We start from the raw sequence: 24,760 nt of genomic DNA on the forward strand, positions 1-24,760 counted from the left end.
TTCCGATTTCATAAAAAATATTGTTGTAAATTATATTGCTTTCGATACAAATTGTGGCCACTCAGAATGAAGGACCGCAATCGTGTCAAAGCTGCATATCGTCGCCGATACCAACCAGATTTCCAGCGGGTTGCGGCATCCCGACCTCAAGCAAGCGCTCTATGATGAAGGCGCTATTATCATGGGCGACACCCTGCTTACCCTGCATGGCGAAGCCCACCGCAAACGCCGGATCATGGAATTCCGCGTGTTCCGGAAAGACTATTTCCATTGGTACGAACAAACCGTTTTTCCAAAGACCCTGCGCCAGTCCATGACTGGCGATATCGAACGGGGTCGTGCCGAGCTTATCGATCTGGGCTACCGCGTGACAATGAACCTGACCGCAGACTTTGCCGGGGTAGACCGGCAGGAACAGACGCCAGAAGAAACCGCTGAGTTGTTGCGCCTGGTCGAGGCCTTCTCCCATGCCGCGACCCTGATCCACTCCACCCGTCCCAAGGCGGAAGTGCTCGAAGAGGTGCGCGAAGCGATTGATATCTTCCGCCCCCGGTTCCTCGACCCTTCCGTGGCACGTCGCCGCGACTTGCTGGCCAAGGTTGCCAATGGCGAGATGCACGAAGATGACCTGCCACGGGATGTTCTGACCGTGATCTTGCAACGTGGCGACCCTGAGGAATTTACCCCCGATATGCTGCTGCGGGAGGTGGCGTTCTACCTTCAGGCGGGAGCGCATTCGACAGCCAATTCGACCATCCACGGCTTTCACGAGATCTACTCCTGGGCTGAAGAAGACCCGTCCCGCTGGAAGAAACTGCAGGACGATCCGATCTTTTTCCAACGTTGCGTTCACGAAAGCCTGCGCCTGCATCCGGCCAGTCCCGTAGCCTGGCGCAGCGCGACATGCCCGATGCATCTGGAAGGTGCTGGTGATGTGGCGGAAGGTGAGATGATCGAATTCCGCCTGGCCGAATCCAATCGCGATCCCGAAATTTACGGCGCAGATGCCGACAGCTTTAACCCCTACCGCGAGATCAAGACACCGCATCCGCCTTATGGCCATACCTTTGGCACCGGGGTTCACACCTGTCTGGGGCGCGATCTGGACGGCGGGATCCTGCCACGCGGCGAGGTCGATCCGGCGACACATCAATATGGCACCATCACGCTGTTCCTGCGCGATCTGTTTGCCCGTGGTGCACGCATCGATCCTGATGATCCGCCGCGCCCCGCCGTAGATACCGCCCGGCCCAATTGGGGCTATTACCCTGTTATATTTGACAAAAAGCGAGTTTGGTCATGAAAACCGCAATCGTAACCGGTGGCAGTGGCGGTCTGGGCCGTGCCTGCGCCAAGGCCTTGATTGAAGACGGCTTTCGGGTTGGGCTGTTTGATATGGACACGGGCAGTCTCAACGAGGCCGCCGCCGAAACAGGCGCCGAGGCCTTTGTCGTTGATGTGACTGATGAACCGGCCGTTCTGGCCGCGATGGAGCAATTCGGCGCGGTGCCGGATCTGGTGGTGAACAATGCCGGGATCGGCCGTTTTGCCCCCCTGCTGGACATGCCCATTGAAACCTTCCGCCTGCAACTGGACGTGAACCTTGTCGGCGCATTTATCGTGGCACGGGCCGCCGCGCGGGGCATGGTCGAACGCGGATCCGGCGTGATCCTGAACGTGACCTCGATCAATGCAATCACCACCGGCCCCGGTTCGGGCAGCTATCCTGCCTCCAAGGCCGGGCTGGCCAAGTTGACCGAGATGATGGCGCTGGAATGGTCGGCACTGGGTCTGCGTGTGAACGCCATCGCGCCAGGGTTCATTGATGCCGGCCTGTCGACGCCGTTCTTTGCCGATCCGGCAGTGCGCAGCCTGCGCGAACAAGCGGTGCCGTCCAAACGGCTCGGTCTGTCCGAAGACATCGCCAACACGGTGTGTTTTCTGGCCAGCGATAAGGCCAGCTATATCAACGGGCACCAGCTTGTTGTCGATGGCGGCGTATCCGTCAGCCTGCTGACCCAATTGCCGCGCGAAGCCAAATCATGATCCGAAACCTTCTGATATCGGGCGGTCCCTACCACCCTTTCAATGAGACCTCGGCGAGCATCGCGGCGCATCTGAATGATCTTGGAATCGTTTCGCAGCTTTGCGGCGTGGCCGAAGGATTTGACCGCCTTACGCAGGAAGATTTTGATCTCGTGACAATCAACGCGCTTGGTTTCTCTATGACACAGGCCGACAAATACGGCCCCCTGCGCGACCGTTTTGCCCATGTTTGTTCAGAGCAAGACAAGACCGCCTTGCAATCCCACGTGGCGCGAAACGGCGGCCTTTTAGGGCTGCACACGGCTGCTGTTTGTTTCGACACATGGGCGGAGTGGGGAGATCTTCTGGGGATTTCCTGGGTCTGGGGGCAATCTCACCACCCGCAACCGGGATACTTCGATGTGATCGATGAGACAGGCCGTTTCCAAATCTGGGACGAGCTTTACAGTGATATGCAGGTCGCGCCAGATGCAACTGTACTGGCGACTGCGCAGGATCCGGAAGGCGGCAAGGCACAACCCGTGATGACCGCCAAAGACCGCTGTATCTATCTCGCGCTGGGGCATGATCTGACGGCCACTGAAAATCCCGGCTATGTTCGCCTGTTGAAAGAGGCTGCGGCGCGGGCGCTCGGAAACAAAGGATAAATCATGCAGGATATGAACGGATATTCTCTTTTGGTGACGGGCGGCGGCTCTGGCATCGGTGCCGAGGTTGCACGTTATTTCGCCGAGCGTGGTGCGCGGGTGACAATCACCGGGCGGCGGGCTGAAAAGATTGAGTCCGTTTCACAGGACATCGGGCCAAATTGCATCGGGATTGCGGGTGACGTTACCAACGCAGACGACCGCGCCCGCATGATCGAAGTCGCCGTTGCCCATGGCGGCGGGTTGCAAGGCCTGTTCAACAATGCGGGAAACATGCTGCGCGGCTCCATTTGCGATCTCGATGCCGATGACATTCTGAACGTGCTCAATACCAATGTGGTGGCGGGCATGGCATTGACCGGGCTGGCCGTCCCACATCTGGAACAATCGGGGGGTGCGGTACTGTTCGTCGGATCCGTCCATACACGCCGCGCTTTTCCAGGCGCATCGCCCTATGCGGCATCCAAAGGCGCGGTCGAAGTTCTGAGCCAAGTCCTTGCTGCAGAATTGGGCCCGAAACGCATTCGTGTGAACTGCGTTCTGCCCGGTGCCGTGCCAACCGAGATCAATGTTCGGGCCGGGCTGGCAGCGGACGCAACCGAAAACGAAAAGAGGCTGCAATCCATGGCTGAAGATCACCCGCTGGGCCGTATCGGCACAGCAACCGAAATTGCCGAAGCCGCCGATTACCTTCTGCGTTCGGAATGGACAACGGGAACGTCCATCGTCGTCGATGGCGGTCTTGCCCTTGGCGTCAGCTACAAATGAGCATGTCATGATCATCGAACAACGGACCTATGGCTACCACCCTGGCACCTTGCCGAAGTTCTTTGCTCTTTATGAGCAATCCGGCGCTCGCGCACTTCAACAGCGCGTTCTGGGGAACCTGATCGGCTATTTCACCTCGGAACTGGGGCCGCTGAATCAAACCGTTCACTTGTGGGGCTACACGTCGCTGGATGATCGGGGGGCCAGACGCGCCGAACTGATGTCACACCAACTGTGGCGGGACTTTCTTGGTCAGATCACGCCGATGATCCAACATCAGGAGTCCAAGATCCTGCTGCCAACCGACTTTTCGCCCATCCGCACCATCGCGACCAACACATCCGGATCGGATAATTAAATCGATCACAATTAAATTGTTTTAGATAAAATTGTATGCAATATAATGACGCTTGAACATGAATCAGTACCACAAGGCAGGGAGCGCCGCGTGACAGATCAAACCACCCTCACCACCCAGGCAGGCCGCGGTGCCAAGGAGACACTCTGATGTTGGCGCAGCAGCTGTTGAACGGGCTGGTCGTCAGCGGGGTCTATGCGCTTTTCGCGTTAGGGTTCACGCTGGTTTTTGGCATTCAGCGCATTCTGAACCTCGCCCATGGCGCGATCTTCATGACGGGCGCAATGGTCGCCTACTACGTTGTGGCCGCTGGTGGCCCGCTGTGGCTGGCAATGATCCTGGCCATTCTCGCGTCGGGTTTGCTATCTGTCCTGGTCGAATTCGTTTGCTTCCGGCGTTTGCGCAAGACGGGCGACGAAGAATTCGGAGGCATCATTTCCTCAATCGGGGCCGGGCTGGTGATCAGCACCATTGCGCAACAGGTCTCCAACACACAGGTTTTACGTTTTCCGTTCGAAACCTTCCCCGTGATTATTTTCAAATTCTGGGGGCTGCGGGTCTCTGCGTTGCAACTGTTCATGCTGCTGGGCGCTCTCGTGCTGGTTATCGTGTTGGCCTATTTTGTCTATCGCACCTCCTTTGGACGGCGGGTGCGCGCTGTCACCGACAATGAACGCGCAGCACTGCTGATGGGGATCAACCCCAACATGATTTTCATGCAGACCTATTTCCTCGCTGGTGCTCTGGCCGGGGCGGCCGGTGTACTGGTTGGCCTCGCCTTTAACTCGATCAACTTCGTGATGGGCGAGCCATACCTCATGTTCGGCTTTGCCATCATTATTCTGGGCGGCCTGGGGTCGATCCCCGGTGCGCTCTTGGCATCCATCATCTTTGGCATGGTTCAGACACTCACCATTGCGTACCTGCCATCGGGACTCACCGATACAATCATCTTCGCAGCGCTTTTCCTGATCTTGCTGGTGCGGCCACATGGGCTGATGGGCAAGGAAGACGCTGGCAATCTGAGGCAACGCCGATGAATGGGTTCGTCGCGGGCTATCTGCCCCTTTTCGATTTATATCTGCTGCATCTGGGCATGGCCTTCAGCCAATACATCGTCCTGCGCGCCGGGGTCTTCTCGCTGGCTTCTGCAGCCTTTGCCGGGATCGGAGCCTATACCGCAGGCATTCTCGCGGTGAGCGCGGGTCTCCATCCGGTGTTGGGGTTGGGCGCTGGATTGCTGGCGGGGATGCTCGCCGGGCTTGTCCTGTCGATCCCGTTGGCACGGCTGCGCGGTGTCTACCAGGCGATTGCCACTGTGGCCTTTATCCAGATCGTCCTGTCGCTGAACATCTACTCCGACTCGCTGACCGGCGGCGCCATGGGGCTGAACGGCATTCCCAAAACCGTCGGCACCGGCACCTTGCTCCTTGCCGCATTGGGGACAATCTATCTGATCTGGTCCCTCGAACGTGGCCGGGTGGGACGGGCCTTTAGCGCCATCCGCCAGGATGAGGCCGTGGCCGCATCCCTTGGCGTATCCATCACATGGTATCAGGCATTGGCCTTTGCGCTGTCCGGGGCACTTGCAGGCCTGTTTGGCGGGTTGGAAGCCTATCATTCCTACGCGCTTGACCCCAACCAGTTCGGGTTCCACCTGCTGATCACGCTTTTGAGCTATGTCATCCTCGGCGGACGCAATTCTGTCTGGGGGCCGATCATCGGCACCGCGATCCTGATCCTGTTGCCCGAAATCGCCCGGCCACTGGCAGAAAACCGCATGATCATGCACGGAATTATCCTGATCGTCGTCATCAACTACCTGCCCAAGGGCATTGTGGACACATGGATCGACTGGATCAAAGCCCGCAGGCTTGGCACCGCAGGGTCCGGGCAAGACAAAGGGGGGGCAGCCTCATGAGAACCCTCAAGCTATCCAACCTGTCCAAACGCTTCGGCGGGGTCGTCGCCTCGGAGGATGTCAATATCGAGGTGCCTGCCGGGCAGATCACCGGATTGATTGGCCCCAATGGCGCGGGCAAGACAACAATCGTCAATATGATCACGGGCATGCTGCCTGTCAGTGGCGGAACCATCCATGTGGGCGATACGGACATCACCCATGCACCGGCCCATGAGATTTGCCGGGCCGGGCTGGCGCGCACGTTCCAGAATATCCGCCTTCTGGGCGAGGCCAGCGTTCTGGACAACGTGATGATCGGCTTTCACCGGCATGAAACCGCCTCCACCTTCGCGGCGCTGCTCGGACTGCCAGCCTCGGCAAAGGAAACAGCGGCCCTGCGCGAAAAGGCGGCTGGCCTTCTGACCGAATTCGGGCTTGACGATCTGGCCAACTTTCCCGTGTCAGGCCTGTCCTACGGCCACCAACGCAAGGTCGAGATGGCCCGCGCAATCGCTTCGGATCCTGAATTCATCCTGCTGGATGAGCCAATCGCGGGCATGAACGATGTTGAAAGTGATGCGCTGGCCGAGATTTTCACAGGCTTTGCTGAACAAGGGAAGGGCGCGTTGTTGATTGAACATAACGTCAGGTTTGTCAGTCGGCTTTGCCACAAGGTTTATGTTCTGGATGGCGGACGCCTGATTGCCGAAGGCAAACCCGCAGACGTGTTGAAAGATCCCGCTGTGATCTCGGCCTATCTTGGAGGCGCCCATGCTGAAGATTGAAGATCTGCGGGTCAATTACAGCGGTATTCAAGCCCTTCGCGGGGTGTCTCTTGAAGTGGGCGCTGGTGAAACTGTGGCGCTGATCGGGGCCAATGGTGCGGGCAAATCCAGTTTGCTGAATGCCCTTTCAGGACTTGTGGCCGTCGATTCCGGCAATATCAGCCTTGCCGGGCAGGATCTGACAGGAGCCGCCCCCTGGAAGGTAACCGCCGCAGGCATGTTGCAGGTGCCGGAAGGACGGCAGGTCTTTCCGGAAATGACGGTGCAGGAGAACCTTCTGGTCGGGCAAAACGCACTTGCGGGCCGCTCGCCGGACTTTGGCCAGGAACAGGTATTCGACCTCTTCCCCATCTTGAAGGAACGCCAGAACCAACATGCAGGATCGCTTTCAGGCGGACAGCAACAGATGCTGGTCATCGGCCGCGCCTTGATGGGCGGGCCCAAAGTGCTGCTTCTGGATGAACCCAGCTTGGGTCTCGCCCCTGTCATTATTGCCCAGGTCTTTGACGCCCTTGCCGCGCTCAAACAGCAAGGGCTCACCATCCTTTTGGTCGAACAAAACGCCCATCTCGCCTTGGCCAGCTCGGACAGGGCCTATGTGCTGGATCAAGGCAATATCGTCAGATCCGGAAACAGCGCCGATCTGGCAAAAGATCCGGAAGTCGCTGCACTTTATCTTGGGCAATGACCCGAAAACAAAAACGCAACAGGGAGAAGACAATGAAATACATCAGCAAAATGACCGCGGTCAGCGCAATTGCGCTTGCTTCGGCAGCGTCAGCGGACGACGTGAAGGTCGGGGTGGTTGTATCCGAAACCGCCACCTATGCCTTTGTCGGCGTGCCACTGGTCAACGGAATGAAACTTGCCGCTGAGCAAATCAATGCCGGTGAAGGTTGGGGCGGGCACAACGTCGAGATTCTTTATGAAGACAACCGTTCGGACAAACAGGAAGCGATTTCCCTGATCACCCGGATGGCCGAAGCAGAAAACGCCGACATCGTGATCGGCCCCATCGCAACATCCGAAGCCATGGCCACAGGCCCGGTCGCAAACGATCTGAAGATCCCGATGTTCACAACCGCGACATCTCCTGCGGTGCTGGAAATCGGGCCATATATCTTCAAATCCACAGAAACGGCTGATGCCTATATGGCCCCGGTCGCCGAACATGTGGCGAGCCTGAAACCCAATGGTTGCTTCCTTGTCTCCATCCGGGACAACGAGGGTTACATCCGCCAGCGCAACGTGTTCCGCGACATCATGGAAGCCAACGGGATCGAAATCCTTGCGGACCAAAGCATTCTGGCCGCCGACACGGATTTCACTGCTCTGTCGACCAAGATCGTATCTGCAGAACCCGATTGCCTTTTCGTGACAACGCCGCCCGAACAGGCCGCAAACATCATTATTCAAGCGCGCCAAGCCGGCCTTGATCCGGATACCATTCTGGCCGGGGATTCCGGTGCCGGGTCGAAAAAGTTGATCGATGCAGGTGGATCGGCAGTTGACGGGATGTTGTTCCCGGCCAGCTTTGTATCCACCGGATCGGACAGCGCCGCCGCCTTTGCAACGGAATACGAGGCGGCCTATGGCACAGCGCCAGATCTGTGGGCGGCAACCGGCTATACGATGATGCAAACGGTCGCGAACGCCATCCGCAATGCCGGAGATGACGTCAACCGCGAGACCCTGCGCGACGCGATGGCCGCCACCAAGGATCTGCCGGTCGTGATGGGTCAAGGCAAACTCAGCTTTGACGAAAACCGCGTCCCGTCCATGGGTGGGATCGTTATGCAGTTGAAAGACGGGGAATGGGTCAAACCATAATCTGTCAAACACAATGGGGCGCATTGCCGGCATGGCCATGCGCCCTTTTTCAATAGGACTATACCGTCATGGATCTGGGTATTTCAGGTAAAACAGCGATCGTGTGTGGATCAAGCCAGGGGCTTGGTCATGCTTGCGCGCTTGCCCTGACCGAAGCCGGAGTGAACGTGGTCATCAACGGACGCGACGCGGCCAAGCTGGATGCCGCCGCCGCCGCAATCGAGGCCCATGCCGAGGGCCGTGTGACGCCTGTCGCGGCCGATATCTGCACCGATGAGGGCCAGGCGGCCCTGCTGAAGGCGTGCCCGGCCCCCGATATTCTGATCAACAACAATGGTGGTCCGCCCTTCACCGCGTTGGCCGATCTTGACCGCGACGACATCCGCCGCGGTCTTGAAATGAACATGGTCACTCCGATCACACTGATCCAGAAAGTGATCGACGGCATGGTCGAGCGTGGATTTGGCCGCATCGTCAATATCACTTCGGTGACCGTAAAAATGCCGGTTGCGGGGCTGGACCTGTCCAGCGGCGCACGTGCCGGGTTGACGGGTTTCGTCGCAGGTGTCGCCCGTACCGTCGCTCATCGCAATGTCACGATCAACCAATTGCTGCCAGGGTATTTCGATACCGAACGCCTGCGCCAAGGTTTCGATGCCACTGCTGCAAAGTCAGGCACCACGCCTGAAAGCGCCGCGCAGCAATGGCAACAACAGGTGCCCGCCGCACGTTTCGGCAGGCCACGGGAGTTTGCGCAAACCTGCGCGTTTCTGTGTTCGGCTGACGCCGGGTACCTCACCGGTCAGAATATTCTGATCGACGGAGGCCTGCACCGCGCGGCCTTCTGATCCCGTCTTTTTTCAATCTTTCCAATTTCCGAGGGCATAATGGTCAAGATCACCTATGTAGAATTTACCGGGCAGGAACACGTGGTCGACGTGCCCGAAGGCAACACCGTCATGGAAGGCGCACGCGACAATAACATTCCCGGCATCGAGGCTGACTGTGGCGGTGCCTGCGCCTGTTCCACATGTCACGTCTATGTCGATACACCCTGGATCGACAAGCTGCCCCCGCGTGACGAAATGGAAGACGACATGCTGGATTTTGCCTATGAACTGGACAGCGAGCGCTCTCGCCTGACGTGCCAGCTGAAAGTCAGCGATGCGTTGGAGGGATTGAAGGTGTTCATGCCGGAAAAGCAGGCCTGACCGTAGGGCGACAACACTCCCCAGCGCGGCTTAAGTAGCGCTCAGTTGATTTTTCATATCGCGGCCACGCTTCCATTGATTGCAAAGCTGGTAGGGATGCTGGGTGCTGTCGCTCAAGGGCGCATGAGGGAACCTTTGGCAGATGTCTCACGCGCCCCATGGCCCTTGGCCTCGATGCTGCCTCCGGCATTCTGGGCGTGTGGTCGTTCAGACTGTTGCGCTATTCCTCGATGTATTTGACATCGCCCAGAGCGGCCTGGATTGTGGTTGCTCTGATACCAGACCTTGCCCTATGGCTCCTCTCAGAAGGATAACGTAAACCAATGCCCAGCGACCAGCCAGACGGCACCAAAGGACAGATCCCAACCAATTTGCGTCTGTTATTGATTCTAGAGCAAATTGCAAAAGAAGGTGCACCGGTTTCACCACGAGCATTAAGCGCCGCATTGGATCTGCCCAAGCCGACGATCCACCGGCTCTTGGCAACCGCCGAAGAAGAGGGTTTCCTGCAACGCGATCTTGATGGCCGGTCCTTTGGCCCCGGTGCGCGGCTCAGGGTCTTGTCCGCCAACACGTTGTCATCCCAACGGGTGCGCACCGAACGGTTGATCGTGCTCAAGAAGCTTGCCGAGGATGTCGGTGAAACCTGCAATCTGGCCGCGCCCGGACGTTACGGAATGGTCTATCTGGACCGGGTCGAAACCCACTGGCCCCTGCGCATCCAGCTGCCTGTTGGCACGCGGGTTCCGTTCCATTGCACGGCAAGCGGTAAGATGTACCTGTCGTCAATGCGGCAAGACAAACTGCGGCGGTTGCTGCAATCCATGCCGCTGGAACAAAAGACACCCAGTTCTATCGTCGATCCCGATCATCTGTTGGAGGATATCGCCAAGATCCGCGAGCGTGGATATTCCACCGACAATCAGGAATTCATGGAAGGCATGGCCGCCATTGCCGCCCCGATTTGTGACACACAGGGCCGGTTGCTGACGACATTGTCCATTCACGCCCCAATTCAACGCCACGATCTGGATGATTTGATCGGTTTCATCGAGATATTGCGCGCAGGCGCTCATCGCCTCGAAGAGCTTTTGGCCTGATCCGATTGATCGGGTTTTGGCCCACAACCCAAACAAAATAAACCGTAAACCGCCAGTGCGGCCACCGCTGCATCTGATCTTCTTGCGCTCAAAGCGTTACCAATAAACTCCCCGTTCCGAAACTTCGTAACATTTTTCTTGTTTGGCTGAATCGGATCACCTAGGCTTACCCGTCAAAGGGAGTGATTCATGCAGGCATTTATCTGTGACGCGCAACGTACGCCTATCGGTCGGTTTGGCGGGGCTTTGGCTTCTGTCAGGGCGGATGATCTGGCGGCTGTACCGATCGCGGCATTGATGGCCCGCAATCCACAGGTGGATTGGGCCAAAATCGACGATGTAATTTACGGCTGTGCCAATCAGGCCGGCGAAGACAACCGGAATGTGGCGCGTATGGCATCCCTTCTGGCAGGTTTGCCCGTTGATGTGCCCGGCGCCACGATAAACCGGCTCTGCGCCTCTGGTATGGACGCTGTTGGCACCGCCGCCCGCGCCATCCGTGCAGGTGACATGGATCTGGCCATCGCGGGCGGCGTGGAAAGCATGACGCGGGCACCTTTTGTCATGCCCAAGGCCGAAACCGCTTTTTCCCGTGCAAATGCGGTCTATGACACCACCATCGGCTGGCGCTTCGTTAACCCGAAGATGAAAGTGCAGTTTGGCGTCGATTCCATGCCGCAAACCGCTGACAACGTTGCCCAAGACCATGACGTAAGCCGCGCCGATCAAGACGCCTTTGCCCAGCGCAGTCAGGAAAGATGGGCCGCAGCGGACGCCGCCGGTATCTTTGCCGAAGAAATCACGCCAGTCACCATTCCGCAGCGCAAGGGCGATAACATTGTCGTGGACCGCGATGAACACCCGCGCCCCGGCACAACTGCCGAAAAGCTGGGAAAACTGCGCGGCATCAATGGGGCGGATCTTTCCGTGACCGCAGGCAATGCCTCCGGCGTGAATGACGGTGCGGCTGCGATGCTCATTGCCTCTGAACAAGCAGCCAAAGAACACAACCTGACACCGATTGCCCGTGTCGTTGCGATGTCTGCCGCCGGGGTCGAACCGCGTGTGATGGGCATCGGTCCGATCCCGGCCTGCCAAAAGGTGCTGGACCGCGCTGGGCTGACCATCGACCAGATGGACGTGATTGAATTGAACGAAGCATTCGCCAGTCAAGGCATCGCCACACTGCGGGCCTTGGGTGTGCCGGACGATGCGCCGCATGTGAATGCCAACGGTGGCGCCATCGCCATCGGCCATCCACTTGGCATGTCCGGCGCCCGTCTGGTGATGACCGCCGCACTGCAACTGAAACGCACCCAAGGCCGCTATGCGCTTTGCACCATGTGTGTGGGCGTGGGCCAGGGTGTTGCCCTTATTCTTGAGAGGACCTGAACGATGTATGCACAGATGATCAAGTCGACCGGCGAGGGGGTTAAATCCCTCGAAGACATGGACCCGGATGAGCGCGCCTTTCAGGAGCGGATCAATGCCGGTAGAAAGATTGAGCCAAAGGATTGGATGCCAGATGGCTATCGCAAGACCCTAATCCGCCAAATAGGCCAACATGCGCACTCCGAAATCGTTGGGCAACTGCCCGAAGGCAACTGGATCACCCGCGCACCGACATTGGAACGCAAGGCGATCCTGCTGGCCAAAGTGCAGGATGAAGCAGGGCATGGTCTCTACCTTTATTGTGCAGCTGAAACCCTCGGAGTCAGCCGCGATCAGCTGACCCGTGATCTGCTGTCCGGCAAGATGAAATATTCGTCGATCTTCAATTATCCGACCCTAACATGGGCTGATATGGGCGCAGTCGGTTGGCTCGTCGATGGTGCGGCGATCATGAATCAGGTGCCTCTACAACGGACATCTTATGGCCCCTACGCCCGCGCGATGGTCCGGATCTGCAAAGAGGAATCTTTCCACCAGCGTCAGGGCTACGACATAATGATGAAGATGGCCCAAGGCACCGAAGCACAGCGCAGAATGGCGCAGGATGCGCTCAACCGGTTCTGGTATCCATCGCTGATGATGTTCGGCCCCTCCGACGCTGAATCCGTGCATTCCGCGCAATCCATGGCCTGGAAAATTAAGGTGAATACCAACGATGAGCTGCGCCAGAAGTTTGTCGATCAGACTGTACCGCAGGCACACTACCTTGGCCTGACGGTTCCTGATGACGATCTGAAGTTCAACGAAGAGACCGGCCATTGGGACTTTAGCCAGCCGGACTGGAACGAATTCTTTGACGTGCTCAAGGGCAACGGCCCCTGCAATGTCGAACGTCTGGAAGCCCGCAACAAAGCCTGGGATGACGGACGTTGGGTGCGCGAAGGCCTGTTGGCCCATGCCGCCAAGAAAAAAGCAACACATCTCGCAGCGGAGTAAGATCATGAGCAGCCCAGAAACCAGCCCCTACACAGGCACCGAAGCCGCAGATCACGGCCCTGCGCGTCACAACGAATGGCCCCTTTGGGAAATTTTCATTCGCGGGCAACACGGGTTAAGCCATCGTCACGTTGGCAGTCTGCACGCCCCGGACGCCGAGATGGCGATCAAGAACGCCCGCGATGTCTACACCCGCCGAAACGAGGGCGTCAGCATCTGGGCCGTCGAGGCGGACCATATCGCCGCATCCTCCCCCGAGGAAAAAGGATCGCTTTATGAGCCATCCAACGCCAAGGTCTATCGCCACCCGACATTTTTTGACATTCCAGACGAAGTAGGTGCGATGTGACCGACCCATTATTCGAATATCTTTGCCGGATGGGGGACAATACCCTCGTTCTCAGTCATCGCGTATCAGAATGGTGCGGCGTTGCGCCGGTTCTAGAAGAGGACATCGCGCTGGCCAATACCGCCCTCGATCTGATTGGCCAAACCCAGCTCTGGCTTGGTCTCGCTAGCGAAGTGGAAGGCAAAGGCCGTGACGCCGATGCCTTGGCCTTCCGCCGTGACGTTTGGGATTTCCGGAATGTTCTGTTGGCCGAACAGCCAAACGGCGACTTTGGTCAAACCATGATGCGCCAATATCTGTTTGACGCCTGGCACCTGCTCCAGCTCAAGGCGTTGATGAGATCCAGCAACGCGGAAATCGCAGCGATTGCAGAAAAGGCCGTGAAAGAGGTCACTTATCATGTTGAGCGGTCGGGTGACACGGTGATCGGCCTTGGTGACGGCACCGAGGAAAGTCATCAGCGTATGCAAAAGGCGCTTGACCGGTTGTGGCCCTATGTCGGCGAATTGTTCGCCTCTGATGCAGTGGATCAAGCCTTGTCTGAGAAGGGCATCGTCCCCGATCCAACCAGCCTTCGAGAAGGTTATGACACTGCGGTAAACGCCGTTCTGGCAGAGGCCACGCTGACCCGACCAGACAGTGACTTTGCCCATCAAGGGGGCAAGACCGGTGTGCGGCACACAGAACATCTGGGTCACATGCTGACCGAAATGCAGTGGCTGCAACGGGCCTATCCAGACGCGACATGGTAGAGGAAAAGCCAACATTAGAGACTGTTTGGAACTGGCTCTCTGCCGTTCCTGATCCGGAGATCCCCGTCATTTCCCTGACCGATCTGGGCATCATCCGTGATGTGCAGTGGCAAGGCGATACGCTTGAGGTAACGGTCACCCCGACCTATTCAGGCTGCCCCGCCACCAGCATTATCAATCTGGATATCGAAGCCGCGCTGCGGGACAAGGGGATCAAAAAACTGTCTCTAAAAAGGCAATTGTCGCCGGCATGGACAACCGATTGGCTGTCCGAAAGCGGCAAGGCAAAGTTGGAAGAATACGGCATTGCCCCGCCCCGACCCGCAGGCGGTCCACAACATTGCCCGCGCTGTAAATCCACCGAAGTCGAACGCATCAGCCAGTTTGGCTCAACCCCCTGCAAGGCACAGTGGCGCTGTCAAAGCTGCCTTGAGCCTTTCGATTATTTCAAATGCATATGAGGCCTAGCGTATCATGAGCCAGTTTCATCCTTTAACAGTGACTGATATCCACCACACGATCCGCGACGCGGTGGTTTTGACACTGGAACCAGACAACCCCGATGCCTTTGATTTCACCCAAGGGCAGTACCTGACATTCAAGCAGGATTTCAACGGCACCGAGTTGCGTCGCAACTATTCCATCTGCGCGGGCCTGGACGATGGCAAGCTGCAGGTGGGAATCAAACGTGTGGACGGCGGTGCCTTCTCAACCTTTGCCAATACAGAACTCAAGGTCGGTGACCGCCTGCACGCCATGCCGCCGCAGGGCAAGTTTTTTACAGAAATAGAGCCTGATATTGGCAAAAACTACCTCGGTTTCGCAGGTGGATCCGGCATCACGCCGGTGCTGTCGATCCTCAAAACTGTTCTGATGCGAGAGTCCAAATCCACCTTCACGCTGGTCTATGCAAACCGTGCCGTAAACACGATCATGTTCCGCGAGGAGCTTGAGGATCTCAAGAACCACTTCATGGGCCGATTCAATGTGATCCACATGCTGGAATCCGGGCAGGATATCGACCTGTTCACCGGACGTGTAGATCAGGACAAATGCGCCCAGCTCTTCAAGCATTGGATCGACGTCAAATCCGTTGATACAGCGTTCATCTGCGGCCCTGAGCCGATGATGCTGGCGATCTCGGATGCGCTGAAATCCCACGGATTAGAGCCTGATCAGATCAAATTCGAGCTCTTCAGCGAAAGCCAGCAAGGACAACTTGCCAAAAAGGAAATGGCCAAGCGCAGCGAAGGTCAGGCCGGCACCGAAGTGACCTTTATCATGGAGGGTGCCCAGCGCAGCTTTACCATGCAAAAGGGCCAATCCGTGCTTGAGGCTGCTCTGGAGAACAACCTGGATGCACCGTTTGCCTGCAAGGCTGGCGTATGTTCCACCTGCATCTGCAAGGTGGTGGAGGGAGATGTTGAAATGCTCTCCAACCACGCGCTTGAGGATTACGAGGTGGAACGCGGCATGGCGCTGTCCTGTCAGTCCTATCCACTCACGGACAAACTCGTCATCGATTACGACACTCACTAAGGAACAAACATGCGCAACGTCGAAAGCTTTGCCGCCGGTCAATGGGTCTCGCCCGGTGCCGGTGCACGAAATATTGCATCCGCCATCACCGGCGATGTTATCGCGCAGGCGGGCAACGATGCCTTGGATGTGCAAGCGATGCTGGGTTATGCCCGCCACGTTGGCGGCCCTGCCCTGCGCAAAATGACGTTCCATGACCGTGCCCGCATGCTCAAGGCCGTGGCGCTCTATCTGCGAGAGCAACGTCAGACGCTTTATGATCTGAGCTATGACACCGGCGCGACGCTGAGCGATCACAAGATTGACGTGGACGGCGGCATCGGCACGATGATGGTGTTTGCCTCGAAGGGGCGGCGCGAAATGCCCGATGCGCATGTCTATCTGGACGGCCCGCCCGAGCAGCTTGGCCGCGACGGGCAATTTTGGGGCCGCCATGTCTGTACCCCGCTGCAAGGCGTTGCGGTGCATATCAATGCCTTCAACTTTCCCGTTTGGGGCATGTTGGAGAAACTTGCGCCAACGCTGCTGGCCGGTGTACCCGCGATTGTGAAGCCGGCGACCGCGACATGTTACGTAACCGAGGCTTGCGTACGCATGATGCTGGCCTCCGGTCTGTTGCCAGAGGGCGCGCTGCAATTGGTCAGCGGCGGATTGGGCGATATGCTGGACCATCTTGATTGTCAGGATGCCGTAGCTTTCACCGGATCGGCACAAACCGCGCTCAAGCTGCGCGGCAATCCTGTTTTGATGGAAAACTCGGTTCGCTTTGCCTCTGAGCAGGACAGCCTTAATGCCTCCGTGCTTGGCCCCGACGCCGTTCCCGGCACGCCCGAGTTTGATCTTTTCGTCAAAGAAGTGCAGCGCGAAATGACCGCGAAGGCGGGGCAGAAATGTACCGCAATCCGGCGCATTATGGTGCCAGAGGCGCAGATTGACGCAGTGATCACGGCCCTGTCTGAGCGCCTTGCCAAAACCACCATCGGTGACCCACGGCTTGAGGCCACGCAGATGGGTGCCTTGGTGTCAGCGGGGCAGAAACGCGATGTGCTTGAGAAAGCCGCATTGATTGGCGCCGAGGCGGAGCGGGTGTTTGGCGATCCTGACAACTTTGAAGTTGTGGGTGCCGACAAGGCAAAAGGTGCCTTTGTGCCGCCCATGTTGTTCCATTGCGCTGCGCCTGATGAGGCCGAGCGCGTGCATGACACCGAGGCCTTTGGTCCTGTTTCAACAATCATGCCCTACCGCGATCTGAACAACGCCATCGACCTACTGAATAAGGGCAAAGGGTCGCTTGTGGCCTCTGTGATCACCAATGATGGCGAAGTGGCCCGCGAGATGGTTCTGGGCGCGGCGGCATTTCACGGGCGGCTTTATTTCAACAACCGCGCCTCCATGGCCGAGGCCACGGGCCACGGATCGCCATTGCCGCATATGGTGCACGGTGGACCGGGCCGTGCCGGCGGCGGCGAGGAACTGGGCGGCATTCGCGGCGTGATGCACTACATGCAACGCACCGCCGTACAGGGCAGTCCCGATATCTTGACCGCGATTGGCAAGCAATGGGTTCCGGGCGCAACCGAGATCACCGACCGAGCACATCCGTTCACCCGAACATTCAACGATCTGGATCTGGGAGAGACTTTCCATTCTGGAAGTCGCGAAGTGACGTTGGAAGACATCGAAACCTTTGCCCATTTCACCGGCGATACCTTCTATGCCCATATGGACGATGCCGCCGCAAAGGCAAATCCGTTCTTCCCCGGTCGTGTTGCCCATGGCTATCTGCTGCTGAGTTTTGCTGCTGGCCTGTTTGTGCAGCCTGACCCCGGCCCGGTTCTGGCCAACACAGGTTTGGACAATCTGCGGTTCATGGCTCCGGTTGAAGCGGGGGACAGCATTAAGGTACGGTTGAGCGTAAAGCATAAGACCCCCCGCAATGAGGACTACGGCGAAGTGCGCTGGCATGTGACCCTGACCAACCAAAACGACGAGGCAGTGGCAGAATACGAGCTGTTGACCATGAATGCCTACTGATCCGTTTTCAAAGAACACAGCCGCGCTGCGTGCCTTGGGCGGGCAGCGCGTTTGGTCCTTGATGATCAGTCTCTTTGGCGATTTGGCCCAAGGGGCAGGTGATCGGATCGACGGGCCGGTTCTGTCGGCCATCATGGCGCGGCAACATATAAAGCCAGAGGCCGTGCGCGTCGCGCTGCACCGGCTGCGCAATGACGGTTGGGTTACGTCAGAGAAATCGGGGCGTATTCGCCAGCACAGCCTGACGGACAAAGGCCGCCGCGAAAGCGCGATCGCCAGCCCCCGCATCTATGCCCGCCCCGGATCGGAGACCCCGGATTGGCAGTTGGTCCTGATGCCACCCAGCGACGCAGACGCCAGCGCAGATATGACAGCCCGCGGTTTCGCCGCCATCACCACGCGCACCTATATCGGGCCGCAATCCGCGAAGCCGCCGGCGTATGCATTGGCACTGCCTGGAACTGACGTTCCGGATTGGCTCCGTAAAGAGGCCGCGCCCGACGATCTGCGAGAGGATTACCAACAGTTGCTGCAGACGCTGACCGATTTGGAAACAAAACTGGATCAAATGCCTGATCTGTCCCAGATCGAAGTGGCGGTCTTGCGCTGTCTGGTCGTGCACAATTGGCGACGGCTGGTACTGCGTCACCCGCCGTTGCCCCAAGCCCTGTTGCCCGAAGACTGGCCCGGCCATGCCTGTCACCGGATGGTGGCCTCACTCCTCGATCGGTTTCCAAGACCCGACCTCAGCCGCATCGCGCAGCAAGCCGCCGCTGCCTGAGCAGGGCGAAATCCCGCGCTTTCGCCCGCCCTGTAACCACGGTATAGGATGTGGCATGACAAATTATCTCTATCAGAATGACTTGCCGGATGACCTGGATCTGGGTTCGGTTGTCGCCATCGATTGTGAAACCATGGGCCTGAACCCGCACCGCGACCGTCTGTGCGTTGTGCAGTTGTCTGGCGGCGACGGAAACGCCCATCTGGTACAGGTTGCCAAAGGCCAGACCGAAGCGCCGAACCTCTGTGCGCTTTTGGAAAACCCCGATGTGCTAAAGCTGTTTCACTTTGGCCGGTTTGATATCGCCGCCATGCTGAATGCCTTTGGTGCAAAAACCGCACCCGTTTATTGCACAAAGATCGCCAGCCGTCTGATCCGCACCTACACAGACCGTCACGGACTGGCCAAACTTCTGCAGGAGCTGTTGCAAATCGACATCTCCAAACAGCAACAATCCAGTGATTGGGGCAGTGAAGAGCTTACCCAGGCGCAGATCGACTATGCGGCCTCTGATGTCTTGTACCTGCACCGTTTGCGCGATGAGCTCGACAAACGTCTTGCCCGAGAGGGAAGGACAGAAATTGCGCAGGCTTGCTTTGACTTTCTGCCTATGCGGGCTCAACTGGATCTCGAAGGCTGGCCCGAAACGGACATTTTTGCACACGCATGACCACACCTTTTCTTGATACGGCCCGCCGGGTGATCCGGGCAGAGGCGGAGGCGCTGATCACGCTGGCAGACAGTTTGGACGACCGGTTTCGCGACGCGATCGACTTGATGAAAGCCACCAAGGGGCGCGTCATCGTCACAGGTATCGGGAAGTCTGGCCACATCGCCAACAAGATCGCAGCAACCCTCGCCAGCACCGGAACACCGGCACAATTTGTGCATCCCGCCGAGGCGAGCCATGGCGATCTCGGCATGATCACTGGCGAAGATGTGGTTTTGGCGATATCCAACTCCGGCGAAGCGCCCGAACTGGGCAATTTGATCGCCTACTCCCGCCGCTTTGGCATTCCGCTGATCGGCTTGACCAGTCGCCCCGAAAGCAGCCTTGGCAGTCAAAGTGACGTATTGCTGCTTCTGCCTCAAATCGGCGAGGCCTGCGGCACGGGCGTTGTGCCCACATCATCCACCACCATGACCCTCGCGATGGGCGATGCGCTGGCTGTGGCCCTGATGGAAAACCGTGATTTCACCGCCGAACATTTCCGTGACTTCCACCCCGGCGGAAAATTGGGCGCGCGCCTCAGCCGTGTGGTGGATCTGATGCACAGCGGCGCGGCGATTCCCCTTGTGGAAGAAGACGCCAAGATGTCGGATGCACTGATCGAAATCAGTGGCAAAGGCTTTGGCGTGACCGGTGTGACGGATGCGGATGGCAAACTGTTGGGGATCATCACCAACGGTGATTTGAGCCGCCATATGGATGGCCTTCTGAACCTGACTGCCCGCGATGTGATGACAGCCTCCCCCGTGACAATTGACCCCGGCGCACTGGCGGAGAAAGCTGTGGGCGTGATGAATGATCGCAAGATCACCTGCCTTCTGGTGGTCGATCCCAAGACACCTGATGTTCCCGTTGGATTGCTGCACATCCACGATTGTTTGCGCGTCGGTCTGGGTTAACCCCCATGCAAGCGGACCGCTATACCCGGCTGGTGTCCTGGCTCAAGGTTGTGTTTCCGCTTATGGCGCTGGCGCTTTTGTCGACGTTGTTCCTGTTGTCGCGGGTGATCGACCCAGAGGCCGTGATTCCCTTTGCAGACAAGGAAATTCAGGACCGCCTGAAGGGACAGCAAGTCACCGGGCCATTCTACACAGGCACCACTGCGGATGGGGACGAGATCGCCTTTTCTGCACAATCACTGACCACCTCAAACACCGAACGCGGGGTGAACCGCGCGCGAAATGTGGATGTCGAGATTGATCTTGCAGGCGGGACACAGATCACCCTCGATGCTGCTGAGGGCTACTTTAATCTGGCGCAGGACAATGTTGATCTCGAAGGAGATGTGCTTGTCACCACCTCCACGGGATACCGCATCGAAAGTGACCTGCTTTCGGCGCGGATGACGGGCCTGAATCTCAAATCCCCCGGTCCGGTCGATGCAACCGGCCCAATTGGCACCTTGAACGCAGGCAGCATGACCCTCACCTCCGAGACAGAGGGCGGGCCTGCCCAATTGTTTTTCACAAATGGCGTGAAGCTGGTATACACCCCAAAAGGCGATGAATAGTAATCGAAGTGTTTGTTATGCGAATTTTCCTGCTTTCCTTGTTTCTGGCGGTTCAAACACTGCCGGCTTTGGCTCAGGGCACCAACGTTGCCTTTGGCACAATCCGCCAGGACACCGGCCAACCTGTTGAGGTGACCGCAGACAACCTGTCTGTGGATCAGCAAACCGGTATCGCCATTTTCACCGGAAATGTACTGATCGGACAGGGTGAGATGCGGCTGTCAGCACCGCGTGTTCTGGTTGTCTACCGCGCTGAAAACAAAGGTATTGCACGGCTGGAGGCAACTGGCGGCGTGACGCTGGTCTCTGGACCGGACGCTGCAGAGGCAGAGCGTGCCGATTATAACATTGACGACGGCACCATCGTGATGACCGGGAATGTCCTGTTGGATCAGGGACCAAATGCCCTGAGCGCGGACCGGATGAACATCCGCCTTGACGATGGCACCGCGCAGATGTCCGGCCGGGTGAAGACCATCATCCAACAGGGCGGCGACGACTGATGAGCGCGCCTGAACTCACCGTTGCGGATGGCAATCGCGGTTTGCGTATCGAGCATCTGCGCAAATCCTACCGTAAAAAGATCGTGATCCGTGATTTCTCCATGCACTTGGATCGGGGCGAGGTTGTTGCGCTTCTTGGGCCAAACGGATCTGGCAAGACCACCACGTTTTATTCGGTTGCCGGCCTCGTCACGCCCGAAGGTGGGACCGTCACTGTAGATGGACGTGACGTCACAACATTGCCGATGTACCGCCGCGCCCAATTGGGGATCGGATATCTGCCGCAGGAAATGAGCATTTTTCGCGGACTGTCCGTGCAAGACAACATCTCGGCGATTCTCGACATTTCGCAGCCACACAAACACCAGCGCCGCGAACGGCTTGAGGAATTGCTGTCAGAATTTTCCATCGAACACCTGCGCCGTGCGCCCGCATTGGCGCTTTCAGGGGGCGAAAGGCGCCGTGTGGAGATTGCCCGCTGCCTGGCGGCGGATCCCAAATATCTGCTGCTTGATGAACCTTTTGCCGGGGTTGATCCGATCTCTGTCGGGGATATTCGTCACCTGGTGGCGGACCTCAAGAACCGCGGTATCGGGGTGCTCGTGACAGACCATAACGTGAGGGAAACACTGGAAATTGTGGACCGCGCCTATATCTTGCACGAGGGTCGCGTTTTGATGTCCGGCACGCCCGACGAGGTCGTCCAGAACGAGAATGTGCGCCGCGTTTATCTTGGCGACAATTTCCGCATCTCTTAAAAATTCCTTAAGGCATTAAGAGTATTTCCGCCAAAATTGGGGCGGCTTTTGATTGACTTCCCGCGCTGGTATTTGCGATGATCAGGTCATGGCAACACTGCGTTCCTGTTTGATTTTGCATCGGCCTTATCGCCAAGGCTCGAACGAGATCAAGCTGTACGCAAGGCCGGTTTCCCGCATCTAGGCACCCTCAACAGACCACGCCCGTGGTCCGTTTTGTGATGCCCGATGACACATATAATAAGGAGAGAGTATGCGGTACCAAATCAGCGGCAAACAGATCGATATCGGCGACGCGCTTCAAACCCACGTCAAAGAAGAACTGGGTGAAGCGGTCAAGAAATATGCAGAGCGTCCGACGGATGCACAGGTTATTTTCTCAAAGTCCGGTCACGAATTTGTCTGCGAAGCAACGGTCCACTTATCCACGGGCCTCACCGCATCTGCCAAGGCGTCACACAACGAAATCTACGGGGCATTCGACGCCTGCAATGAAAAAATGGAGAAACAGCTGAGGCGTTACAAACGGCGTCTCAAGGATCACCATAAAGACCGGGCAGAGCCTGTTGAACTTTACGGCGCATCCTCCTATATCCTCGCCTCGGAAAGCGACTCAGACGCGCAGGAACCTGAAACACTCCAACCCATGATCGTAGCCGAAATGCAGACCAAGATTGCAAACTTGTCTGTCGGCGAAGCGGTGATGCAAATGGAACTGGCAGGCGCCCCGGTGTTGGTGTTTCGCAAAGAAGGTGAAGACAGAATCAACGTGGTTTACCGCCGCGACGACGGAAACATCGGCTGGATTGATCCTTCGTAAGGATCGACAAGAAACGTCCCGCCATCAGAGCAGAGCGTATTGATGCAGTTTGCAACACTATTGAAACCCGAGGCAGTCAAAGTGCTGACCTCGGCCTCAAGTAAAAAACGGCTGATGCAGGACATCGGCGATTTGGTCAGCGGAGCCTATGGCATGGACGCAGGCCGTGTTGTGGAGGCATTGATCGCACGCGAATCTCTTGGACCAACAGGTGTGGGGCACGGTGTTGCCCTGCCCCATGCCCGGCTGGATGGCTTGAACGAGGTGGTCGGCGCCTTTGTTCTTTTGGACAAGCCGATCGATTTTTCCTCTGTTGATCGGCAACCGGTTGATATCGCCTTTGCACTGTTCGCCCCAGAAGATGCCGGTGTTGAACATCTCAAGGCATTGGCCCTTGTCTCACGCACATTGCGCGACAACTCGGTGTGCAGCAAACTGCGGTCCAACCCTGACGCCGCAACGCTTTATACAATTCTGACCGAAGAGAATTCTGTCCAGGCGGCGTAATCGCTGATCACCCCTGAGCCCATCGCGAAAACCCGAACATGACATAGTCACGATGGTAGGCATCCGCCGCCAGCGCCTCGATCTCGTCGTCATAAACCTCGGCCAGAGTATAGGGCTGATCCACTTTACCTTCGCTCAGCGGCGGCACGGAACCAATACCCGCCGCCTGTGCCAATTCTGCCAATTCCTGTTCAAGCGTCTCTTCGCGGATGATGCGGTCTGGCGGGCACAATTCTGCAAATCCGGCCAGTGCCTGCGATTGCGTACACCATGCCGGATCAACACGGATCGCGGTTTGCCCTGCCAGATTGGCCTTGAGAAAGCTCAGAAACGCCGCAAAGGCCGCACGATGGGCGGGTTTATCATAGCTGGCATCCGGCCCATCCTCTGGCAACGGCAGATTGTAGCGTTTGATCATCGTCGTGCGCAGTTGTTTGTAGCTACCCGGACCCGTGCCAAGAATATGCCGGCAAAATGCATCATGGGCACGCGCCGCCGGATGGCGCAGCACGGTAAAGCTGCGATGCCCCGGATGTCCACGTTTCCACTGACGTAATTCTTTTTGATTCATCTTGGTGAGCAGATCCGCCTCCGCCACATCATCCACCGCCGCCAACCAGCGCATCACCCGATCCTGCGGCCCACTGCGCAGCGGCATATACAGCAACGGCGCCTCTGCTGCCGCGACATAGGACGGCACATTCGGCCCGCGGCGCGGCTCAAAATTTGGGGTTCGGGTCAGGTCAAACCGGTCCATCCCGGCAAGGCTGACCAACATATCCTCATAGTTGCGTACCTTGGACGATATCGGACTTGGGTTTTGCTTTTTCAGGCTGGTGTCCAACCCATCGAGGGTTTCATCGACGCCAAGGAACCGGGCGATTCCGTTCATCACATCGACGCTTTGCAGGTCTTCATAAGCGACGTAGAAGGCCGTCTGCCCCGTAACCTGCAAACGGTTCAGCAAGGTAATCTGAAACTGTTGTAGCGCATCAAGATGGCGCTCAAACTCATCTGCGTCAAACACCGCCTGCCCGGACTTGCGGGCTTTGACATCGGTCAGCTTCCACTGACCCGTGGCCTGCGCAATTTTCCAGCTTACATAGCTTTCGACCGGATTGCGGGTCAGGATAATCTTGGCGCAGCCCTCATCCGCGATGATATGGTCAAACACCCGCGGATCGTGATCATGAAAATACCGAAACCCGCCGATGCCAGAGGGATCATTCTGGATTGCATCGACCAGAACCAACGGATCGGCCTCGCGGGTCGCCAGATCAACGCCAAGGATAGGGTCATTGGATGGATAGCCCAGAAAATGCGGGTTGAACGCCTCCCCATGACAACGGATGCTGTCAAAGGCATTCAGGTTGGTTTCAAGAAAATTCGACCCTGTGCGCATCTCTGCAAAAACAACAAAACTGTGAAACCGCTGCGCCAT

At 57.6% G+C, this 24,760-nt stretch carries 29 protein-coding genes; 28 read left to right on the top strand and 1 reads right to left on the bottom strand.

What is annotated here, in order from left to right; translation table 11 throughout:
* Positions 1-82: 82 nt before the first annotated feature.
* From JNX03_RS12995 to JNX03_RS13130, 28 genes are all read left to right on the top strand, one after another.
* Positions 83-1,303, top strand: a complete 1,221-nt coding sequence (locus tag JNX03_RS12995) for a cytochrome P450 (RefSeq protein ID WP_203209451.1) — start codon at positions 83-85, stop codon at positions 1,301-1,303.
* Entirely contained in the window at positions 1,300-2,046 is a 747-nt protein-coding gene (locus JNX03_RS13000; protein ID WP_203209452.1) for an SDR family NAD(P)-dependent oxidoreductase, read from the top strand. The genes JNX03_RS12995 and JNX03_RS13000 overlap by 4 nt, the downstream gene beginning before the upstream one ends.
* Positions 2,043-2,693, top strand: a complete 651-nt coding sequence (locus tag JNX03_RS13005) for a ThuA domain-containing protein (protein WP_203209453.1) — start codon at positions 2,043-2,045, stop codon at positions 2,691-2,693. The genes JNX03_RS13000 and JNX03_RS13005 overlap by 4 nt, the downstream gene beginning before the upstream one ends.
* A gap of 3 nt (positions 2,694-2,696) precedes the next feature.
* Entirely contained in the window at positions 2,697-3,461 is a 765-nt protein-coding gene (locus tag JNX03_RS13010; RefSeq protein WP_203209454.1) for an SDR family NAD(P)-dependent oxidoreductase, read from the top strand.
* Positions 3,462-3,468: 7 nt separating this feature from the next.
* A complete protein-coding gene (locus tag JNX03_RS13015) occupies positions 3,469-3,819 on the top strand; it encodes an NIPSNAP family protein (RefSeq protein ID WP_203209455.1) in 351 nt (116 codons plus the stop codon).
* Between the two features lie 149 nt (positions 3,820-3,968).
* On the top strand, positions 3,969-4,859 hold the full coding sequence (locus JNX03_RS13020) for a branched-chain amino acid ABC transporter permease (protein WP_203209456.1): 891 nt from the start codon (positions 3,969-3,971) through the stop codon (positions 4,857-4,859).
* Positions 4,856-5,740: a branched-chain amino acid ABC transporter permease gene (locus JNX03_RS13025; RefSeq protein WP_203209457.1), complete on the top strand. Its 885-nt coding sequence runs from the start codon at positions 4,856-4,858 to the stop codon at positions 5,738-5,740. Before JNX03_RS13020 ends, JNX03_RS13025 begins: the two co-directional genes overlap by 4 nt.
* Positions 5,737-6,507 carry an ABC transporter ATP-binding protein gene (locus JNX03_RS13030; RefSeq protein ID WP_203209458.1) on the top strand — a complete coding sequence of 257 codons (771 nt, stop codon included), beginning with the start codon at positions 5,737-5,739 and terminating at the stop codon, positions 6,505-6,507. Before JNX03_RS13025 ends, JNX03_RS13030 begins: the two co-directional genes overlap by 4 nt.
* Positions 6,494-7,195, top strand: coding sequence for an ABC transporter ATP-binding protein (locus tag JNX03_RS13035; protein ID WP_203209459.1), 702 nt, complete (start codon positions 6,494-6,496; stop codon positions 7,193-7,195). The genes JNX03_RS13030 and JNX03_RS13035 overlap by 14 nt, the downstream gene beginning before the upstream one ends.
* Positions 7,196-7,227: 32 nt before the next feature.
* Positions 7,228-8,337, top strand: a complete 1,110-nt coding sequence (locus JNX03_RS13040) for an ABC transporter substrate-binding protein (protein ID WP_203209460.1) — start codon at positions 7,228-7,230, stop codon at positions 8,335-8,337.
* A gap of 68 nt (positions 8,338-8,405) precedes the next feature.
* Positions 8,406-9,185: an SDR family oxidoreductase gene (locus tag JNX03_RS13045; protein ID WP_203209461.1), complete on the top strand. Its 780-nt coding sequence runs from the start codon at positions 8,406-8,408 to the stop codon at positions 9,183-9,185.
* A gap of 39 nt (positions 9,186-9,224) precedes the next feature.
* Positions 9,225-9,548 (top strand): 2Fe-2S iron-sulfur cluster-binding protein, encoded by a 324-nt coding sequence (locus tag JNX03_RS13050; RefSeq protein WP_203209462.1) that lies wholly within the window; start codon positions 9,225-9,227, stop codon positions 9,546-9,548.
* Between the two features lie 323 nt (positions 9,549-9,871).
* A complete protein-coding gene (locus tag JNX03_RS13055; RefSeq protein WP_203209463.1) occupies positions 9,872-10,648 on the top strand; it encodes an IclR family transcriptional regulator in 777 nt (258 codons plus the stop codon).
* A 189-nt stretch (positions 10,649-10,837) separates the two neighbouring features.
* A complete protein-coding gene (gene pcaF / locus JNX03_RS13060; protein ID WP_203209464.1) occupies positions 10,838-12,040 on the top strand; it encodes a 3-oxoadipyl-CoA thiolase in 1,203 nt (400 codons plus the stop codon).
* 3 nt (positions 12,041-12,043) lie between these two features.
* Positions 12,044-13,036, top strand: a complete 993-nt coding sequence (gene paaA / locus JNX03_RS13065; protein WP_203209465.1) for a 1,2-phenylacetyl-CoA epoxidase subunit PaaA — start codon at positions 12,044-12,046, stop codon at positions 13,034-13,036.
* 4 nt (positions 13,037-13,040) lie between these two features.
* Positions 13,041-13,385 (top strand): 1,2-phenylacetyl-CoA epoxidase subunit PaaB, encoded by a 345-nt coding sequence (paaB, locus tag JNX03_RS13070; protein WP_203209466.1) that lies wholly within the window; start codon positions 13,041-13,043, stop codon positions 13,383-13,385.
* Between the two features lie 29 nt (positions 13,386-13,414).
* Positions 13,415-14,137, top strand: coding sequence for a 1,2-phenylacetyl-CoA epoxidase subunit PaaC (gene paaC, locus JNX03_RS13075; protein ID WP_203212242.1), 723 nt, complete (start codon positions 13,415-13,417; stop codon positions 14,135-14,137).
* On the top strand, positions 14,131-14,598 hold the full coding sequence (paaD, locus tag JNX03_RS13080; RefSeq protein ID WP_203209467.1) for a 1,2-phenylacetyl-CoA epoxidase subunit PaaD: 468 nt from the start codon (positions 14,131-14,133) through the stop codon (positions 14,596-14,598). Before paaC ends, paaD begins: the two co-directional genes overlap by 7 nt.
* A gap of 13 nt (positions 14,599-14,611) precedes the next feature.
* Positions 14,612-15,676, top strand: coding sequence for a ferredoxin--NADP reductase (locus JNX03_RS13085; protein WP_203209468.1), 1,065 nt, complete (start codon positions 14,612-14,614; stop codon positions 15,674-15,676).
* A 9-nt stretch (positions 15,677-15,685) separates the two neighbouring features.
* Positions 15,686-17,710, top strand: a complete 2,025-nt coding sequence (paaZ, locus tag JNX03_RS13090; protein WP_203209469.1) for a phenylacetic acid degradation bifunctional protein PaaZ — start codon at positions 15,686-15,688, stop codon at positions 17,708-17,710.
* Positions 17,700-18,491, top strand: a complete 792-nt coding sequence (locus tag JNX03_RS13095; RefSeq protein WP_203209470.1) for a PaaX family transcriptional regulator C-terminal domain-containing protein — start codon at positions 17,700-17,702, stop codon at positions 18,489-18,491. The genes paaZ and JNX03_RS13095 overlap by 11 nt, the downstream gene beginning before the upstream one ends.
* A gap of 55 nt (positions 18,492-18,546) precedes the next feature.
* Positions 18,547-19,161, top strand: coding sequence for a ribonuclease D (locus JNX03_RS13100; RefSeq protein ID WP_203209471.1), 615 nt, complete (start codon positions 18,547-18,549; stop codon positions 19,159-19,161).
* The gene (locus JNX03_RS13105) at positions 19,158-20,120 is read left to right on the top strand and encodes a KpsF/GutQ family sugar-phosphate isomerase (protein ID WP_203209472.1); all 963 of its coding nucleotides are present in this window, start codon (positions 19,158-19,160) and stop codon (positions 20,118-20,120) included. The genes JNX03_RS13100 and JNX03_RS13105 overlap by 4 nt, the downstream gene beginning before the upstream one ends.
* A gap of 5 nt (positions 20,121-20,125) precedes the next feature.
* Positions 20,126-20,731, top strand: coding sequence for an LPS export ABC transporter periplasmic protein LptC (gene lptC / locus JNX03_RS13110; RefSeq protein ID WP_203209473.1), 606 nt, complete (start codon positions 20,126-20,128; stop codon positions 20,729-20,731).
* A 17-nt stretch (positions 20,732-20,748) separates the two neighbouring features.
* Positions 20,749-21,234 (top strand): lipopolysaccharide transport periplasmic protein LptA, encoded by a 486-nt coding sequence (gene lptA / locus JNX03_RS13115; RefSeq protein WP_238936701.1) that lies wholly within the window; start codon positions 20,749-20,751, stop codon positions 21,232-21,234.
* A complete protein-coding gene (gene lptB, locus JNX03_RS13120) occupies positions 21,234-21,992 on the top strand; it encodes an LPS export ABC transporter ATP-binding protein (protein ID WP_203209475.1) in 759 nt (252 codons plus the stop codon). Before lptA ends, lptB begins: the two co-directional genes overlap by 1 nt.
* A 253-nt stretch (positions 21,993-22,245) precedes the next feature.
* Positions 22,246-22,812 carry a ribosome hibernation-promoting factor, HPF/YfiA family gene (gene hpf / locus JNX03_RS13125; RefSeq protein ID WP_203209476.1) on the top strand — a complete coding sequence of 189 codons (567 nt, stop codon included), beginning with the start codon at positions 22,246-22,248 and terminating at the stop codon, positions 22,810-22,812.
* A 42-nt stretch (positions 22,813-22,854) separates the two neighbouring features.
* Positions 22,855-23,319, top strand: coding sequence for a PTS sugar transporter subunit IIA (locus JNX03_RS13130; RefSeq protein WP_203209477.1), 465 nt, complete (start codon positions 22,855-22,857; stop codon positions 23,317-23,319).
* A gap of 7 nt (positions 23,320-23,326) precedes the next feature.
* Here JNX03_RS13130 and JNX03_RS13135 read toward each other — a convergent pair whose 3' ends face one another.
* Positions 23,327-24,760, bottom strand: a complete 1,434-nt coding sequence (locus JNX03_RS13135) for a sulfotransferase family 2 domain-containing protein (RefSeq protein ID WP_203209478.1) — start codon at positions 24,758-24,760, stop codon at positions 23,327-23,329.

It is taken from the genome of Sulfitobacter mediterraneus (assembly GCF_016801775.1).
In the GTDB taxonomy this organism is placed as follows: Bacteria; Pseudomonadota; Alphaproteobacteria; order Rhodobacterales; family Rhodobacteraceae; genus Sulfitobacter; species Sulfitobacter mediterraneus_A.